The following is a 16,713-nucleotide window of genomic DNA, read 5'->3' as shown; positions in this document are numbered from 1 at the left end:
TGCTTTAAGAGCTCTTTTCCGTATCGGAATCTGCGGGAGAAATTTCAAGGCTTTCCAGCTTGTTTACCATATCAATACCTTCTTTTATACTGGTATCGAAAATAAAATTGAGCTCCGGGCATTGTCTTATATGTAATTTTTTTGCCAAATAAGTGCGTATAAACCCGCCTGCATTTTCCAGACCCCGTACGCCCTGTTTTGTTTTATGTTCATCTAAAAAACTTGAAACATAAACCTTTGCATAAGCAAGGTCTTTGGAAACTATTACGCGGTTTACCGAAAGCAGGGAAAAAACCCGCGGGTCTTTTATTTTATTTGAAACAATCAGAGAAGAAATTTCCTCTCTGATTTGTTCGCCTAAACGGGACAATCTGAATTCACTCATTATGTATTTCCTCTTGCGGGATTTCAGGAGCCTTATATGTTTCGCTTCCGCTCAGTTTTCTGGCAATTTCGATTATTTCGATAACTTCCAATTGGTCGTCAACTTGAATATCATTAAAGTCTTCGATACAGATACCGCATTCAAAACCTGCGGCAACCTCTTTTGCATCGTCTTTAAAGCGTTTGAGCGATGAAATTTTTCCCGTGTGAATAACAATACCTTCACGTATGACGTGAACCGTGCAGTTTCTTTTAACGGTACCGTCCGTAACGTAGCAGCCTGCAATTTTTCCGATTTTCGGAACCTTAAAGGTATTTCTAACTTCCACAGTACCTATAACCTGTTCTTTAAGGTCCGGTGAAAGCATTCCTTCCATTGCATCTTTGATTTCATTTACCGCAGTGTAAATAACGGTGTATTTTCTTATATCGACTTTTTCCTGTTCAGCCAACAGTTTTGCCTGCGGAGTAGGTCGTACGTTAAAACCTATGATAATTGCATTCGAGTCGGCTGCCGCCAGCATAACGTCGGAATCGTTAATTGCTCCCGCCGAAGCGTGGATAACGTTTAACCTTATTTCGGGAGTGGACAGTTTTTCAAGCGATTGTTTTAAGGCTTCAACCGAACCTTGCACATCGCCTTTTATGATTACTTTAAGCTCCAAAACTTCGCCTTCGTGAATTGTTTCGTACAGATTATCCAAAGTAACCTTTTTAACGTTGCGGGAGTCTTCAAAGCGTTTAAGTTCCTGTCTTTTATCGGAAATTTGTCGGGCAATCCGCTCCGAATCGGTCACTTGGAAGGGGTCTCCGGCATTGGGCATTCCCTCAAGTCCTAAAATTTCTACGGGCATACTGGGTGAAGCCTCATCTATTTTTTCTCCGCGGTCGTTAAAAATAGCCCTTACTCTTCCCGAATAAATACCTGCCACATAGGGGTCTCCCGTACGCAGGGTTCCGCGCTGAACTATAATTGTTGCTACGACCCCGCGTCCGTGGTCGATTCTGGATTCTATAACCTTTCCTTCGGCGTTGCAGCCGTAATTGGCTTTAAGCTCAAGCACTTCCGCTTGCAGTAAAATCGTTTCAAGAAGGGTGTCAATTCCCTGTTTTTTTAATGCGGAAATTTCTACAAACATCGTATCTCCGCCCCATTCTTCGGGCATAAGGCCCAATTCCGAAAGGCGTGTTTTAACCTTGTCTATGTTTGCTTCGGGTTTATCCACCTTATTTACCGCAACTATAATCGGAACCTTTGCGGCGCGGGCATGGTTTATAGCTTCTATGGTTTGAGGCATAACACCGTCATCGGCGGCTACTACCAAAACTACAATATCGGTAATTTCCGCTCCGCGTGCGCGCATCATCGTAAAGGCTTCGTGTCCCGGCGTATCAAGGAAGGTTATTTTTCCTCCCTTGGTATTGACGGTATAAGCGCCTATATGCTGAGTAATTCCTCCGAATTCGCCTGCCGCTACGTTTGAACTTCTGATAGCGTCCAAGGTTTTGGTTTTTCCGTGGTCTACGTGACCCATAATAGTTACTACGGGAGGGCGCGGTTGAAGCTCGTCCAATTCATCAGCCTTTGTTTCTATAACGGTTTCATCATAAAGACTTACTATTTTTACATCGCATTCATATTCCGAAGCTAAAATTGCGGCGGTATCGTAATCTATGGATTGGTTCATTGTAACCATCATTCCCATACCCATTAACTTGCCTATAAGCTCGGAGGCTTTTAAATTCATTTTCTTTGCCAATTCCGAGACGGAAATGGTTTCCATCATTTCTATTTGCTTCGGAACATTATGAATTTTTTCTTTTTGCTTTTTCTTTTGGTTTAAAAGCTTTTCTTCAAAAAATTCATCTTCTTTGTCTTTTTTACTGTATATTTCCTTTTTCTTGGTATATGCTTTTTTATTGTTTTGTCCCTTGTTTTTTTCTACAGGTATGGGAGCCGGAGCGGGTCTTTGGCCTGCGAAGCCCATCGGTTTTCCCTGACTTCTTCCGTCCTGCTTTCCGCCTCTGTTTTGTAAACCCTGTCCGCTTCGGTTTTGCTTTTTGCTGTCCGAATAAGCTCTTGCCTGGCTTCCGGAAAAATTGCTTTCACGTCTTTTTCCCTGGCCGCCCAAGTGCTGATTTTTGCCTGTATTTCTGTCGCCTCTGTCCCGATGATTTTTTCGGGGGTTATCGGCGAGGTTTCCCGCTTTTACATTAGGACGTTTTGTCAAAAAATCTATCGGGGCGCCGGTATTTACCTGAGCTCCGGATTTTTCTTCTTTTTTCGGAGGAAGATTATTTTTAGCTTCTCCTGTTTGAGCGGTTTGAGGCTTTTGTTCTTCCCGTTTTTCGGAATGAGGCCGATTTTGCTGCAAGGCTTCTTCTTGCTGTGCGGCTTTTTGAATTTCTTTTCCTCCGTCTTTCGTAGAGTCGACTTTGGGCTTTACGGTTTGAGAATCCGCTTTTTTTACCGAAACAACCTGCTTAGGCATATCTTTAGATATTGAAGCCGAAAGTTTTTCTTCCGCATTTTGTTCGGGTTTTTTCGGTTTTTCAGAGACAGGTTTTTTAATAACCCTAACCTTTTTCTTAGGCTCCGTTTTTTGTTCGGAAACAGGTTTGTTCTTTTTATTAAGAATTACGTCCGGTTTGTTTGTTTTTTCAATATCTTCTGCCATAAACTATTTTTCCCCTATAATTATTCTTCGTCCTCGTATTCAAAAGCAAGCTCTATACCGCAATTCGGGCATTTTGTCATATCTATTGTAATCGGATGTCCGCATTCGGGACACTCAAATTCTTCATCTTGATGTTCTTCTATATCTATTTCTTCGTTTTCATTTACCGTGTTTTCTTCCCGCTCTTCATCTTCTTCTACCACTTCAACCGCATTTGCAATAATATCGAGAAGAGTTTCGGCCATATCTTCGGTCATACCCTCAAGATTTTTAATTTCATTATCTTCTTTATTTATCAGGTCTTGAACGTCTTCTATTCCGTTATTGTGAAGAACCGCAACTATATCTTCCGTAATACCGGGAAGTTCGGAAACATCGGAAATTTCTTCATATTCGTCGTCTTCTTCGGTTTCTTCCGCAAATAAGCCCTCTACGGCCTTAATCGCATCGGTATAAATATCCATTTCTTTAAATTGCTCTTCGGTCTTTACGTCGATATTCCAGTCTACAAGTCTGTTTGCAAGTCTTACATTTAATCCCTGTTTTCCTATTGCAAGCGATAATTGGGATTCGGCAACTATTGCCAAAGCAAGTCTTTTTTCCGCATCAAGGATGATTACCTTTGAAACTTCCGCCGGTGAAAGTGCGTTTTTTATATAAACTTTAGGGTCTTCCGAAAATGGGACAACGTCTATTTTTTCATCGTCTATTTCGGCAATTACCGCTTGAATTCTCGCTCCCTTTGCGCCTACACAAGCTCCGACAGGGTCTACATCGTCCCTTGTGGAAGAAACGGAAAGTTTTGTTCTGAATCCCGCTTCGCGGACAATATGATGAATTTTTACAACACCGCTTTCTATTTCCGGTACTTCAAGTTCCAATATTCTTTTTACGAACTGACTGTCGGTTCTTGAAAGAATCAGCTGCACTATATTCGACTGTCTGTGTTTTTTTACTTCTTTTACAAGGGCTTTAATACGGGTTTCTTCGCCTGCGGCGGCATTTCTTCCGAAATGGTCCCGCGGAGATTGAAATTTTTGCGGTAAAAGTCCTTCTACCTTGCCTAAGTCCACATAAATATTACCGTTTCGTTCACGATGATAATAACCTATTATAATTTCGCCTACCTTTGTACTGTATTCGGCATAAAGCGAATCTTTTTGCATTTCCCGCAAGCATTGGGTTGCTCTTTGCATTCCTACACGGGCTGCATTGATTCCGAAATTTTTAGGGTCCACTTCTACAAGAAGCTCATCTCCTATGTCGCAGTCGGCTGCAAGTTTTTTTGCATCTTCCAAACTTATTTCGAAAATTTGATTTTTAACGGTTTCCGCTATAGTTTTTTTTGAATAAATTTTTCCCGTTTCTCCGTTAAATACGGCATTAATATCCGTTCCGAATTGTTTTTTGTAAGATGCTTTTAGAGCCTGCTCTACAATATGTAAAACAAAATCGTCATCTATTCCTTTTTCTTGTGCAAATACCTGAATTGCCTCTGTTATCCCCATCGACATTTACTATCTCCTATTTCCTAAAGATTACATCTTGCTTTTTTTATATTTTCATACGGAATTACAATATCCGTGTCATTTACCGTTAGAGTTACGTTTTTTTCCGTTACTTCTTTTAAAATACCGCGCCTCCATTCCGTAATGGCTGAGTCCCAAATCTCGGCCTGTTCGCCTTTAAATGCAAACAGTTCGGTAGACCGTTTTATAACTCTGTTTATTCCTGGTGAGCTTACTTCCATTACAACATCTTGAGATGAAAGTATAGCTTCAAGACGGGCTTGTAAAATTCGATGTATTGAAGCGCAATCCTTTACGCTTACGCCTTTTTCGCCCTTAATAACCGCTTTTACCTGCCAACTGTCTTGCCTTTTGAAAACATTTAAATCTACAAGTTTAAACCCCGAATTTTCTACAAGCGGTTCGCAATCTGAAAAATACGGAATGTCTTTTTTTAAAATAAATTCCAATTCTTTTCTCCAAAAAAAAGATTTGTATACAAAAAAGGAGCCGTGTGAACGACTCCGCAATTAAAGGATATTCTGTATGTTCTACGTGAAATATTACCATAAATTTAAAATATATTCAAGTGGGAAAAGACCTGTAATTTAAGGAATTCCGTATTGATTTGCCCGATTATGTATAACGGTTGTACCTTTAAGATTATAAGACATAAAATTTAAGGCGGCCTTTTTATTTACGGTAATATTTAGCCTGTGCATTCCATAGCTCATAATATTTTCCGCTTGTGTCGGCGACAAGCTCATCATGCTTTCCGTATTGAATCAGTTTTCCGTTATCCATAACGGCAATTCTGTCGCAAAATTTGCACGAGGATAATCTATGGGAAATATAAACCGCCGTATTGTTCAGCGTTATGCCGTCAAAGTGCATATAAATTTCCGCTTCCGAAATAGGGTCCAAGGCTGCGGTCGGTTCGTCTAAAATAAACACATCTCCTTGATGGTATATAGCCCGCGCCATTGCAATTTTTTGAGCTTCGCCGCCTGAAATTTCTATACCGTTCGTTTCAAAGTTTTGGTATAAATAAGAGTCAAGACCGTGTTTTTCATAAAATTTTTTCATTCCCGTTTTTAATAAGGCGTCGGTTGCACGTTCTTTATCATATTCATTCGCACTTGCAATATTTTGTCCGGCAGTAAGTGCAAGTAATTTAAAGTCCTGAAACACTACTGAAAAAATTTTAATATATTCTTCATAATTATATTCTTTTATATTTATCCCGTTTAAAAGTATTTCGCCTTCCGTCGGGTCATATAAACGTATTAAAAGTTTAACAATGGTACTTTTTCCCGAGCCGTTTTTTCCTACAAGAGCAAGTTTTTTTCTAAAATCTAAGGTTAAATTGAGATTTTTAATAACATATTTTTCAGTGTCGGGATATTTAAAACTTACATTTTTAAATTCGAATAAAAGACCGTTTTCTTTTTCGGGAATGACGGTTCCGTCCGGTTTTGTATTTTTTAAATTGTAAAAATTAAAAAGCATTTTTCTGTATTTATCGGATGGAATAATTGTGTTTATTGCGTCCGAAGCTTCGTATATTTGAGATGAAAAAATATTTAAAACGCCTATGTAAAAGAAAACTTCGCTTAACGGAATGGAGCCGTATAAGGCTTTTACACCTACAAATAAAACTACGATACAAAATATTGCCCCATCCAAAATTTTTTCCGCGCCTATCGTTATTGAAAAAAACTTAGCCATAAAGTTGTGTGAAGTTTTTTGTATTGCCTGATATTTTAAGCTGTAGTTTTTAGCTAAGTCGTTATTGTAAAGTCTGATATCTTTTCCCGTTTTATAATCGTAAATTAAAGTAAGAAAGGTATTTAGATAACGGTAAGTTTTTTTTGTTTTTTCTGAAATATGTTCTCCGAATTTTTTGTAAATATAGTTTGCCGAAAAAAAAGTAATTATAGAAGAAGTTATAAGTATGACTAAAAAGATAATATTGATTGCAAAGCCGGAAATATTTCCGAAGCCCTGACCGTTAAAAAGTTTTTTTGCAAAATAAAGGGCGACTCCCGCGCCGGTAATTCCTCCTATAAGCATTCCCGTTTTTTTAATAAAATCGTTGGGATAAAATACTAAAAATCTTTCAAGTTGTTTAATTGAAGTAAGCTCATTTTGTAATTTGTTTTTTTCGGTAAATTCATAATTTAAATTTAAAAGGTTTAAGGCTTTTTTCATATTATGTTTTTTTAAAAAACGTTTTAGTCTGTATTCCGCTCTGTTTTCAAAAATTCCTGAAATAACGGATAAGAGCATAAATGCCGCCAATAGGAATACGGTATCGGGTAAAATTTTTTCCATTGCGGTTTTTTGTATAACAGCTTCGATAATTATCTTTGATAAATACAATATAAAAAAAGGGCGTACGGCTTCGATAAGGTAAAAAAAGATACTGTTTAATAAACACATTTTCTCCGTTGTTTCGCAATAAACAATCATTTTAAAAAAACGCTTAATTATCATTATTTTCTCCTTTTAATTCTTCTTTTTCTTCTTGGTAATATTTGCTTTGGATTTCATACATTTCGCGGTATTTTGAGCTCCGGCTCATCAATTCGTCATGAGAGCCTTCTTCTATAATTTTCCCGTATTCCAAAAATATAATACGGTTACAAAATCTTGTGGAAGCTAAACGGTGTGAAATAAAAATGGAGGTTTTATCTTTGCTCATAGAGTCGTATTCTTCATAGATACGGCTTTCCGCAATCGGGTCGAGAGCCGCTGTAGGTTCATCAAGAATATTTATCTTGGCGTTTTTGTACAATGCGCGTGCAAGGAGCATTCTTTGGTTTTGACCTCCGGATAAGTCTATCGCCTCGTCCCGGCTTGTTTTAATAAGAAAAGTTTCTTTGCCGTGGGGAAGAGATTTAACGGTTTCGGCTAAACCGCTCGTTATAATTGCATCGTTTAATTTTTGTTCGTCAAAGGTTTCACTGCCGGCGATATTTGCCGAAATTGTTTCGGGGAAAATATTTATATCCTGAAATACCGGTGAAAATAAACTGTAGTATTCCGTTTTTTTAAAAGACGATGCCGGTTTTCCGTCAATTAAAATTTCCCCTTCTACAGGTTCAAGTAAACCCATTAAAAGATGCATTAAAGTTGTTTTTCCCGCACCGTTGACTCCTACAAGAGCAAGTTTTTCGCCCGGATTTATTTTTAAATTAAAGTTTTTAAAAATCCAAGCGCTTTTTTCGGAATAGCGGTAAGAGATGTTGTTGAATTCGATGGAAGGTTTTCCGCTTACGGCATTTTCAAGTAAGGAGCCTTCCGAATATTTATCTTTGGTTTCAAGGAAATCTCTTATGTGGTCGGCTTGAGCGCTGAAAACAATTAAATTGTTTATTTGTAAAACAATTGCGTCCATCCATTTTGAAAATTCCATAACAAGTGCAATGAGAAAAACAAACTCGGAAATTGCGATTACTCCGGTACTTAATTTATAAATTAAATAAATGTATGCAAAAATATCGCGGGTAAATACGGTTAGCGCATTTAAAATCTTTCCTCCTATTTTAACGAGAGTTTCTTTTTTTAAATATGCGGAATGCTTTTCATGGTATGTTTTAAAATTTTCAATAAGCCAGCTTTTCATATTGTACATTCTGATATCTTTGGAAAAAAGTTTGTCCTCAGCGGTTTGAATAATATAGTTTTCTTTTTTTTCATCCGCCGCTCTGTCATTCATATTTTTACGTGTGTATTTTCCCGTATATATTCCGTAAAGTAAGTTAAATAAGCCGGATACTAATATTATGATTAGGAGAATAATGTCGATTTTAATAATGCCGGGGCTGAATATAATTAAGCCCGTTACGGCGGTTAAAAAAAATGAAAGATTAAATGCTAAAAAATGGAAGGGACCTCCGTTACTTCCGCTCATTACAATATTTTTTACTTTTATTAACTTTGTTTGTACTTCTTCCGAAATTAGGGTTTGATAGCGCATATTAAACATTTTTTCGTTTATCGGTACGGTATAAAGATAAAAAAGAGGTCTTGAGCCTAATGCCATCATCGAAGTTTCAAATACTTGTAAAATTATTTTTAAAGCGGTAATAATTAGGGCCGCAAATATAACGGACATAAGAACGGTTTTAGGCTCGGAGGAGGTTTCAATTCCCGCAATAATAATACGGGGGATTCGTATGGTTTCGTAAATTTGCAGAATACGCAGCGGGACGGAAGCTGTAAGAATAATAAGACCTATAGGGAAAACCTTAACCCATATTTTTGCATAAAACAGGATATTGCTTAAAATTCCGTGAGTTTTAATCTCTTCTTTCATAAATTAAGCCCTCCTAAACATTTTGTAGGTTAATTATAACATATATGTTAGGATATGTAAAGTCCGAATTATTTATTTATAAATAGAGCACCTTAAAAAAATCAAGGTGCCCGATAACTTTACAAAAAATTTAAAATATAAGAGTTTTTAAGAAGATTAATCTCTTCCGTACAGCATATTCCAAAATATCAGTTTATCCGTGATTCCGTTTGTGCAGTAATAGCTTTCCATACGCCATTGCCAATTTATTCCCAATGTATTGGGAGAATTCATTCTCGCTTCTTTTCCTGCAAGCAGAATATCCTGCATTTGTACAATTGCAAGTTCGGCCGGGGAGGAAAAACAAAGTTTTACCATAGCGCTGCACAGCTCTTTTTTAATATCATCGCTTTTTAATTTTCCGTATAATTCACCGTCAACCGGAATTCCCGTAATATAAGAATAAACGAGGGCAAGCTGTTCTTCGGAAGAATTTTCAATCCAGCCTATGAGAGTGTCATTGTCGTGAGTGCCTGTGTAAGCGATACAATTTGCCGGCATATTATGCGGTAAATACGGGTTTAAAAGTTTTCCTCTTTGTTTTTCATTTACATCAAAGGCGAATTGTAAAATCTTCATTCCGGGAAAATTAAAATCGTCTCTTAGCCGTATTACCTCATCGGTAATTACTCCTAAATCTTCGGCTATTATCGGAAGCCTGTTTTTGTATTCCGAATTTAAATCATATAAATCTTTTTGTATTTCTTCAAAAAAATGATGGTCAGGTCCCTTAACCCATTTTCCGGAAACCGCATTAGGCGCATCAGGCGGAATTGACCAAAAGGCTTCAAACCCGCGAAAATGGTCAATGCGGATTATGTCAAAAAGTTTAAGCATTTGACGTATGCGTTTTTTCCACCAAAGATAGCCGTCCGCTTTCATAGCTTCCCAATCATAAAGCGGATTTCCCCAAAGTTGTCCTATTGCAGTAAAAAAGTCGGGCGGTACCCCCGCAACAGCCGTCGGTCGGCCGTTTTCGTCCAGCATAAAAAGATTTCTGTTTACCCAAACGTCTGAGGAGTCCAGAGCTGCAAAAATCGGAATATCGCCTATGAGTTTTATATTTTTATTTTCCGCATAATGTTTTAATTCGGTCCATTGCGCATAAAATAAAAACTGAATTATTTTATGTATTTCTATTTCTTTTGAATGCAGAGCGGAAAAGTTTTTTACGGCTTCTTTATTGCAAAGTGAAAGATTTTTTTCCCAGCAGGTATTCCAAATTCCGGAAGACCCGTTTTCTTCGTTATTTTTCTTGTCGTAAAATTCTTTTATTGCGGTAAATACGGCAAAATCATCAAGCCAAAATTTTTCTTCGTTGTAAAATTGTTCTATTTTATTTTTTAAATTAAAATCTTCTTTTGTTTTTTCCGAAACGGTTTCGGCCGCTTTTTTAAGCATAGCCGTTTTATGATAGCTTATAAAGCCGTAATTTACTGCGGAAGGTATGCAGGATTTTTCGGTCAGATTTTTGTATGTGTTTAATTCTTCTTCGGACAAAAAGCCTTGTTCGCGTAAAACATTAAAACTTATTAAGTACGGATTTCCCGCAAAGGCGGAAAAGGAGGCATAAGGAGAATCTCCGTATCCTGTAGGCCCTATAGGAAGCATTTGCCACACGCCGAGTTTGTTTCGGCTTAGCCAATCTATAAACTCAAACGCTTCTTTTCCGAGCGTTCCTATCCCTTCATCATTGGGAAGAGATGTTAGATGTAAAAGTATTCCCGATTTTCTGTTCATTTTTTCTCCAATAAAAAAATATTTTAAAAACTTTTAATTTTTGAATAATATTCAGCCTGTGCTTTTGCCGAGTTTAATTTATTCTTTCCGAGGTTTCTCCGTCAAAAAAATGAAGAGCTTCCGTATCGAATGTAAAATTATGAACTTCATCGACCGCATATTCAAAATAACCCGGTTCGCTCATTACGCATTCCGTTCCGTCATCGAGCCGTGTATATAATAGCTTTTCTTTCCCGAGCATTTCAATAACCTCTATTTTTGTATGAAAAGAATTTCGTTCGCTTTTTTGAGCAAGGAATCTTTCCGACCTTATGCCTAAGTATACTTTTTTCCCTTCATAAGAGTTAAGCCGTTTAGCGTCTTCTTCTTTAGGAGCGACTTTTATTAAACCCGAATCGTTTACAAAGACTCCGTTTTCGATGCTGCCTTTAAAAATATTCATTGTGGGAGAGCCTATAAATTGTGCCGTAAAAAGATTGGCCGGTTTATTGTAAAATTCTTCAGGCTTACCTACCTGTTGAATTTTTCCCTTATTCAATAAAACGATTTTTGTTGCCATTGTCATAGCTTCGGTTTGGTCATGAGTTACGTAAATTGAAGTTGTTTCCATTTGTTTGTGCAATCTTACCAATTCCACTCGCATATGTTCCCGTAATTTTGCGTCAAGGTTTGAAAGAGGTTCGTCCATTAAAAATACGCGCGGTCTTCTGACCATTGCCCTCCCTAAAGCTACGCGCTGGCGTTGTCCGCCTGAAAGGTCTGACGGCCGTGAATACAGGTTATCGCTTATTTGTAAAATTTTTGCCGCTTCTAAAACCCTATTGTGTATAATTTCTTTTTTTTCTTTTTTCATTTTTAAAGAAAATGCCATATTATCATAAACCGTTAAATGCGGGTATAAGGCGTAGGATTGAAAGACCATTGCTATATGCCTGTTTTTAGGTGCTACCTTGTTTACCACCTTGTCGCCGAAGATTAGCTCTCCTTCCGTAATTGAATTTAAACCTGCAATCATTCTAAGCAGGGTGGATTTACCGCAGCCTGACGGCCCTAAAATAACGCAAAATTCTTTATCGCCTATTTCCAAGTTGATATGGCGTATGGTAAAATTTTCTCTTCCTTCATATTTTTTTCCGACATCTTTTAAACTGACTTTCATAATTAACCTCCTGAACCTATCCTTTAACCGAGCCTGCACTGAGACCCGAAACCAGTTGATTTTGTAAACTTATAAATAAAATTATAATCGGTATTGCCGTTAACAAGCCTCCCGCCGCGAGTGCCGGAGCATTCATTGTTCTGGCATCATTTATCAGCGTGAATAATCCTACGGTAAGAGTGTAGTCTTTTGAATTTGTAAGGAGGATTTTCGGCAGCATATAATCCATAAACGGGCCTATAAAAGACCAAAGGGCTATAATGGCAAGCATGGGACGGGCAATAGGCATTATAACAAGCCCGTATACTTGCATATTTGAACAGCCGTCAATACGGGCCGCATCGTCCAATTCGGTAGAGATTGAATCTATATAGCCTTTTAAAATAAAGGTATTGCTTGCAATTCCTCCTCCCGTGTAAATTAAGATTAGCATGGCCTTTCTTGAAAAAAACGGTATCGCTTCCGAAATAATCGAATGAAGGGTATAAAATGCCGTAAGCCCCGTAAAAACCGGTATTATTTGAATAAGCATGATACTCATAAGAATTATTTTTTTACCTGTAAATCTGTATCGGGAATAAGCGTAACCCGTTAACGATACGATTATAAGTGTAAGTAAGGCCGTAGAAATTGCAATTATAAGAGTATTTCGTACCCAAAAGAAAAAATATGTTTTATTAAATAAATAATCGAAGTGTTTAAATGAAAACTTAAATGTTTGCTGTAGAGAAATATTTTTTCCCTGATTTCCGTTAAAAGCGGAGATAACTATAACCGCTAAGGGCCAAATAATTAAGACAGCCCAGATTATCATAAGCGAATATGAAAGTGCAAGAAATATTTTTCCAGTTGCGGTTAGAGGCTGCCTATCCGACAGGTAAAGTGTTTTTTGTTTTTTCATCTTAAGTTCCTCCTTTCGGTTTAATTTTCTTTAAAAGACTTTGTTCTTTTAAAATTTAAAAAAGCTATAAACATAAGAACAAGCGAAATTACCATTGTAACCGCCGCTCCTATTGCCTGATATTGATTTTCTATGGTAAGTTTGTAAATATAAGAAATCAATATATCCGATGCCCCCGCCAAATTACCGTATTTACTGGGATTAAAAGGGCCTCCTAAATTAAAAAGATATATAATTGAAAAATTGTTAAAATTAAAAGCATATTGAATTATTAAAAGAGGTGCCGTTTGAAAGAGTACTAATGGAACGGTAATTTTTATCGCTTTTTGAAATCCAGTAGCTCCGTCAATGTCGGCCGCTTCGTATAAGTCCTTTGGGATTCCCTGTAAAACTCCGGTTGAAAGTAAGAAAATATAGGAAGAGCCCAACCAACTTTGCAGCAGGATAAGGCTTGTACGGGTAAGATGAGCGTTATTTTTTATATCAAGGGATAAGCCCGATATTTTTTCGATAAGCTCCGTAATAAGGCCCCCGCGTGAAACCATTATTGAAAAAAACATAATAGTTATAAATGCGGGAACCGCCCACGGTAAAAGATAAATTGTTCTAAATACGGCTTTGCCTCTTATCCTTTCTTGATTTACAATTAAGCTTAAAATAAAACCTATTGCGATTGAAAGGGTTGAAGCTCCTACAGTCCAAATAAGAGTCCAGCCTAAAATAAGATAAAACGCCTTTCCGGCTATTCCGCTTCCCGCAGCAAGAAGTTTATAATTTTGTAAGCCTATCCATGAAAATTTATTTTGATGAGTCGGGTCCATATTGGTAAATGAGATAAATACCGTAGTTAATATAGGGACAACTATTATAAATACTATTATTATAAGGGCCGGAAAAGAAATAAGGTAGGGGAAGCCTTCTCTTTCAATCGAACGCTTACTTTCAAACCAAGTGTTCCTTCTTATTCCTTTTACCGCATTTAATTCTACATTGCGTACGTCTTTAAAAGAGATTATGTATAGCAGAACCGAAAATACTGTAAGGAGAAGAGATATAATTCCTTCAATCATAAAAATAATTGATTTATCTATTTTCGCTCCTCCTCCTGCAAGATTTATAAGTCCTGTAATTCCGCCGCCTTGATAATTGGTAAACCCTAAAATATAGGGTACGGCAATTACATAAATAAAAACCGTTCCTAAAAAGAAAAGAGCTGCCTTTACATATTGCTTGTTAAACAGCTGTCCGAGACCCGGAATAAGAAATGTAAAATATGAAATTAAGGGAATGTGTTCCGGCTCTATGGGGGTTTTACGTCTGATAGCCGAAATATCGGCTTCTAAAACACGGCTCTTTGTTTTAATATCGGTTTTTATGCGGTATTTTAAATTTTTTATTTCTTCTTGAATGCTCATTTTAGTATCTAAAAAGGAGACGGAAGTAATATCGTCTTTAAAAGAACGTTTTTTTGCCTTTGATTCCGTTTTATATGCCTTTTTTGAAATAAGCTTTTTTGTCTTTTTTTCGGCAAGGGATTTCAGGTCGTTATCCAATTGTTGTTTACGCTCTAATGTTAATGTTTTTATTTTTTGCAGTATATCAAGACGCTCCGCCTCATCTATTTTTATAAGTTTTTCTTTTTGCTTGGAAAGTTCATTTTTAAGATTTTCTATATGTTTAATGAGTTCGGTAATATGTTGTATTTCCAGTTCGGCAATTTTATATTCCAAAACGGCATCATAGGAAAGCTCAATAAAGTCCTTATAAAAGGTTTGTTTTTGCTCTGCCGAAAAGACTTTCTTTTTTAAAGGAAGGATTTCCCTGTCTTCAGAATTTGATTCGGAAAAATTTTTTAGTTTTTCTTTTAATTGTTTTTGAAAGAGTTTACGTTCGGCTTTAAATTCCTTTAATTTAATATTATAGCTGTTTGTTTTTTTAATGCCCTTATTGTTTTTATCCGTTCCGGGTCCGCCTCCGCAAGACTTAAAAGATACATATTTTTACGAGGGTGAGTACCGCCCGTATTGTCCGTAAGAGTTTTTGAATAAACCATGTTCCCTCCATAAAAAAATTACAATTGTGTTACTTTAACATAATCTTTTATGCCGTCTTTATCTTGACGGTATTTTTTTATCATTGAAATAAAAAGTACCGTATATAAAATAATAAAAGCATAATAAAAAAATGAATTAAATTGTAATTTTATAATAATGTTACCGAGTTTTGTAAAAATCATTCCGCCGAAAACAAGTTTTGCAATATTGTTAATGCCGTATTTTTGTATCGTAAAAAATATGTAAACGGAAATTACAACAGGCAGCGATATTTCAGCTATATATATCATTAACATATAATTTATAAATTCTTTAAATTCTGCGGTTCGATTTATTTTTAAATATACCTCGTAAAAATCCTTGCTCTTTATATTTACAACGGCTTCAATCGAAGCCGTGCTTATAATAAGAGCCGCTGTAATGAGTATTATTAAAAGCTGTTTGTTAAACGGTTTGATACACATATTAGTTTAGGGGGCTTGTAAAAGTATTTAAAAAAGCCCCCTGTTTTAAGTATCTTACATGCTAAAATTTGTCATCATTGCATCAAAAGACGCTTTTAATTCTTTATATGCTTCCTCTACGGTTTGCGGATTAACGCTGTTCCATGAGAGAATTGCATTTCTCCATGTATCCCAAACCTTACCCCATTCTTTAAATAAGGGGCGGGCAGGGGAGAGTGTGTATGAAGCTATAACCGCCTTTATAACTTCTTTTTCCGTCTTTTCGAGGTCAAGTTTTTCATATACATCGGCAGGGACATTTTCCAAGATTTTACCCGTTGCTTTGAAAAATTCTGCGGCATATTTCGGATTAACGATTTCTTTAATCATCTGCAGTGCAAGAGCGTATTTATCGGCATCTTTTTCTATTCTGGAGTTAATTGCAAGACCCCAGCCGCCTTTCCAGTGCAAAAGCGGTTTACCGTTTAAAGTGATATGGTCTATGGGGAATATTGCAAAGTTGCCGTTTGTTTGCTCGGAGATGCTTGCCGTATCCCACGGGCCGCCTAAGCGGATAACACCCTTGTTGCCGTTTGAAAATTCCGTATCGATATATCCCCAACCCGCTTCAGGGTCGAACAAGGGTGTTTTATTTTTATAATTTAATTTCCAATATTCATAAATTATTTTTATAGCTTCTTTTTTATCGTTTGAAAGGTTGTTAAATTCGGAAGTAATATCCGAGAAAAGTACGTTGTCGCTTTTTTTGCTCAAAAGTTCGATATTTGCGGAATTTGTTGCGGCAACACCGTACCAAGCGTCAAAAAGCGGAAGTAAAATTTTATCGGCATCTTTAGTATTGGAAATTTCAAAGGGCTTGGAATAATCTATTCCGTCTTTTTGCGCATTTGTAACGTTAACGAAGGTAATAAGGGTTTCAATGTTTAAGGGAAAGGCAAGGTATTCGTTATTTATTTTTAAATTACCGCCTAAACCCGAATCGAAATCCGTCCAGCCGCCCAGTTCCGCTGCAAGTTTTTTAGAATCTATTGACGCAAGAACTTCATTTTCCGCAAGGCCGTAGAGCCTGTCGGCAGGTATTGCGAATAAATCGGCTACATCTTGGTTTGAAGCATCGGTAGCGTCAATTTTATCCAAATGGTCGAAAGCTCCTACTTCTATAAGTTTAATTTCGGTATTCGGATTGGCTTCTTGCACGCGCTTTGCCGCCGCTTCGTAATAAGATATCCAGCCCTGTTCGGCCTGTACGGTTAATACGTTTTTTTCTTTTTCGTTTTTTCCTCCGCACGAGGTAATTAAACCGGAAAATAAAATAATACCGAAAAGGAAGAGATTTACGGCATATACAGTTCTTTTACATTTCATATAACATACTCCTTTAAATAAAATGTTATTAACGATTAAAGTATAGCATACGTAATTTGTAATTGCAAGGTTTTTTTTATAAAATTTATATAAATTGACG

13 protein-coding genes are annotated in these 16,713 nt (G+C 36.9%); all 13 read right to left on the bottom strand.

Annotation, left to right across the window (positions count from 1 at the left end; translation table 11 throughout):
- Positions 1-4: 4 nt before the first annotated feature.
- Positions 5-385: a 30S ribosome-binding factor RbfA gene (gene rbfA, locus DYQ05_RS11695; protein WP_020966233.1), complete on the bottom strand. Its 381-nt coding sequence runs from the start codon at positions 383-385 to the stop codon at positions 5-7.
- A complete protein-coding gene (gene infB / locus DYQ05_RS11690) occupies positions 378-3,062 on the bottom strand; it encodes a translation initiation factor IF-2 (protein WP_206183479.1) in 2,685 nt (894 codons plus the stop codon). Before infB ends, rbfA begins: the two co-directional genes overlap by 8 nt.
- Before the next feature lie 20 nt (positions 3,063-3,082).
- Complete coding sequence (nusA, locus tag DYQ05_RS11685; RefSeq protein ID WP_024467021.1) at positions 3,083-4,576, bottom strand: transcription termination factor NusA; 1,494 nt, start codon at positions 4,574-4,576, stop codon at positions 3,083-3,085.
- Between the two features lie 17 nt (positions 4,577-4,593).
- Positions 4,594-5,040 carry a ribosome maturation factor RimP gene (gene rimP, locus DYQ05_RS11680; RefSeq protein ID WP_020966230.1) on the bottom strand — a complete coding sequence of 149 codons (447 nt, stop codon included), beginning with the start codon at positions 5,038-5,040 and terminating at the stop codon, positions 4,594-4,596.
- A 223-nt stretch (positions 5,041-5,263) separates the two neighbouring features.
- Complete coding sequence (locus tag DYQ05_RS11675; RefSeq protein WP_252723381.1) at positions 5,264-7,066, bottom strand: ABC transporter ATP-binding protein; 1,803 nt, start codon at positions 7,064-7,066, stop codon at positions 5,264-5,266.
- A complete protein-coding gene (locus tag DYQ05_RS11670; RefSeq protein ID WP_206183478.1) occupies positions 7,056-8,891 on the bottom strand; it encodes an ABC transporter ATP-binding protein in 1,836 nt (611 codons plus the stop codon). The genes DYQ05_RS11675 and DYQ05_RS11670 overlap by 11 nt, the downstream gene beginning before the upstream one ends.
- 156 nt (positions 8,892-9,047) lie before the next feature.
- Positions 9,048-10,670: a 4-alpha-glucanotransferase gene (malQ, locus tag DYQ05_RS11665; RefSeq protein ID WP_206183477.1), complete on the bottom strand. Its 1,623-nt coding sequence runs from the start codon at positions 10,668-10,670 to the stop codon at positions 9,048-9,050.
- A 73-nt stretch (positions 10,671-10,743) separates the two neighbouring features.
- Positions 10,744-11,829, bottom strand: a complete 1,086-nt coding sequence (locus tag DYQ05_RS11660) for an ABC transporter ATP-binding protein (RefSeq protein WP_024468624.1) — start codon at positions 11,827-11,829, stop codon at positions 10,744-10,746.
- Positions 11,830-11,845: 16 nt separating this feature from the next.
- On the bottom strand, positions 11,846-12,730 hold the full coding sequence (locus tag DYQ05_RS11655; protein ID WP_206183476.1) for a sugar ABC transporter permease: 885 nt from the start codon (positions 12,728-12,730) through the stop codon (positions 11,846-11,848).
- Between the two features lie 20 nt (positions 12,731-12,750).
- Positions 12,751-14,460, bottom strand: coding sequence for a carbohydrate ABC transporter permease (locus DYQ05_RS11650; protein ID WP_252723380.1), 1,710 nt, complete (start codon positions 14,458-14,460; stop codon positions 12,751-12,753).
- 176 nt (positions 14,461-14,636) lie between these two features.
- Positions 14,637-14,783: a hypothetical protein gene (locus tag DYQ05_RS14175; RefSeq protein ID WP_252723379.1), complete on the bottom strand. Its 147-nt coding sequence runs from the start codon at positions 14,781-14,783 to the stop codon at positions 14,637-14,639.
- 18 nt (positions 14,784-14,801) lie between these two features.
- Positions 14,802-15,248 carry a hypothetical protein gene (locus DYQ05_RS11645; protein ID WP_206183475.1) on the bottom strand — a complete coding sequence of 149 codons (447 nt, stop codon included), beginning with the start codon at positions 15,246-15,248 and terminating at the stop codon, positions 14,802-14,804.
- A gap of 54 nt (positions 15,249-15,302) precedes the next feature.
- On the bottom strand, positions 15,303-16,613 hold the full coding sequence (locus DYQ05_RS11640) for a sugar ABC transporter substrate-binding protein (protein WP_029409851.1): 1,311 nt from the start codon (positions 16,611-16,613) through the stop codon (positions 15,303-15,305).
- Positions 16,614-16,713 lie beyond the last annotated feature (100 nt).

The organism is Treponema pedis (genome assembly GCF_017161325.1).
GTDB lineage: Bacteria > Spirochaetota > Spirochaetia > Treponematales > Treponemataceae > Treponema_B > Treponema_B pedis.
The sequence above is the reverse complement of the archived record's forward strand: the minus strand, read 5'-3'. Positions and strand labels throughout refer to the sequence as shown.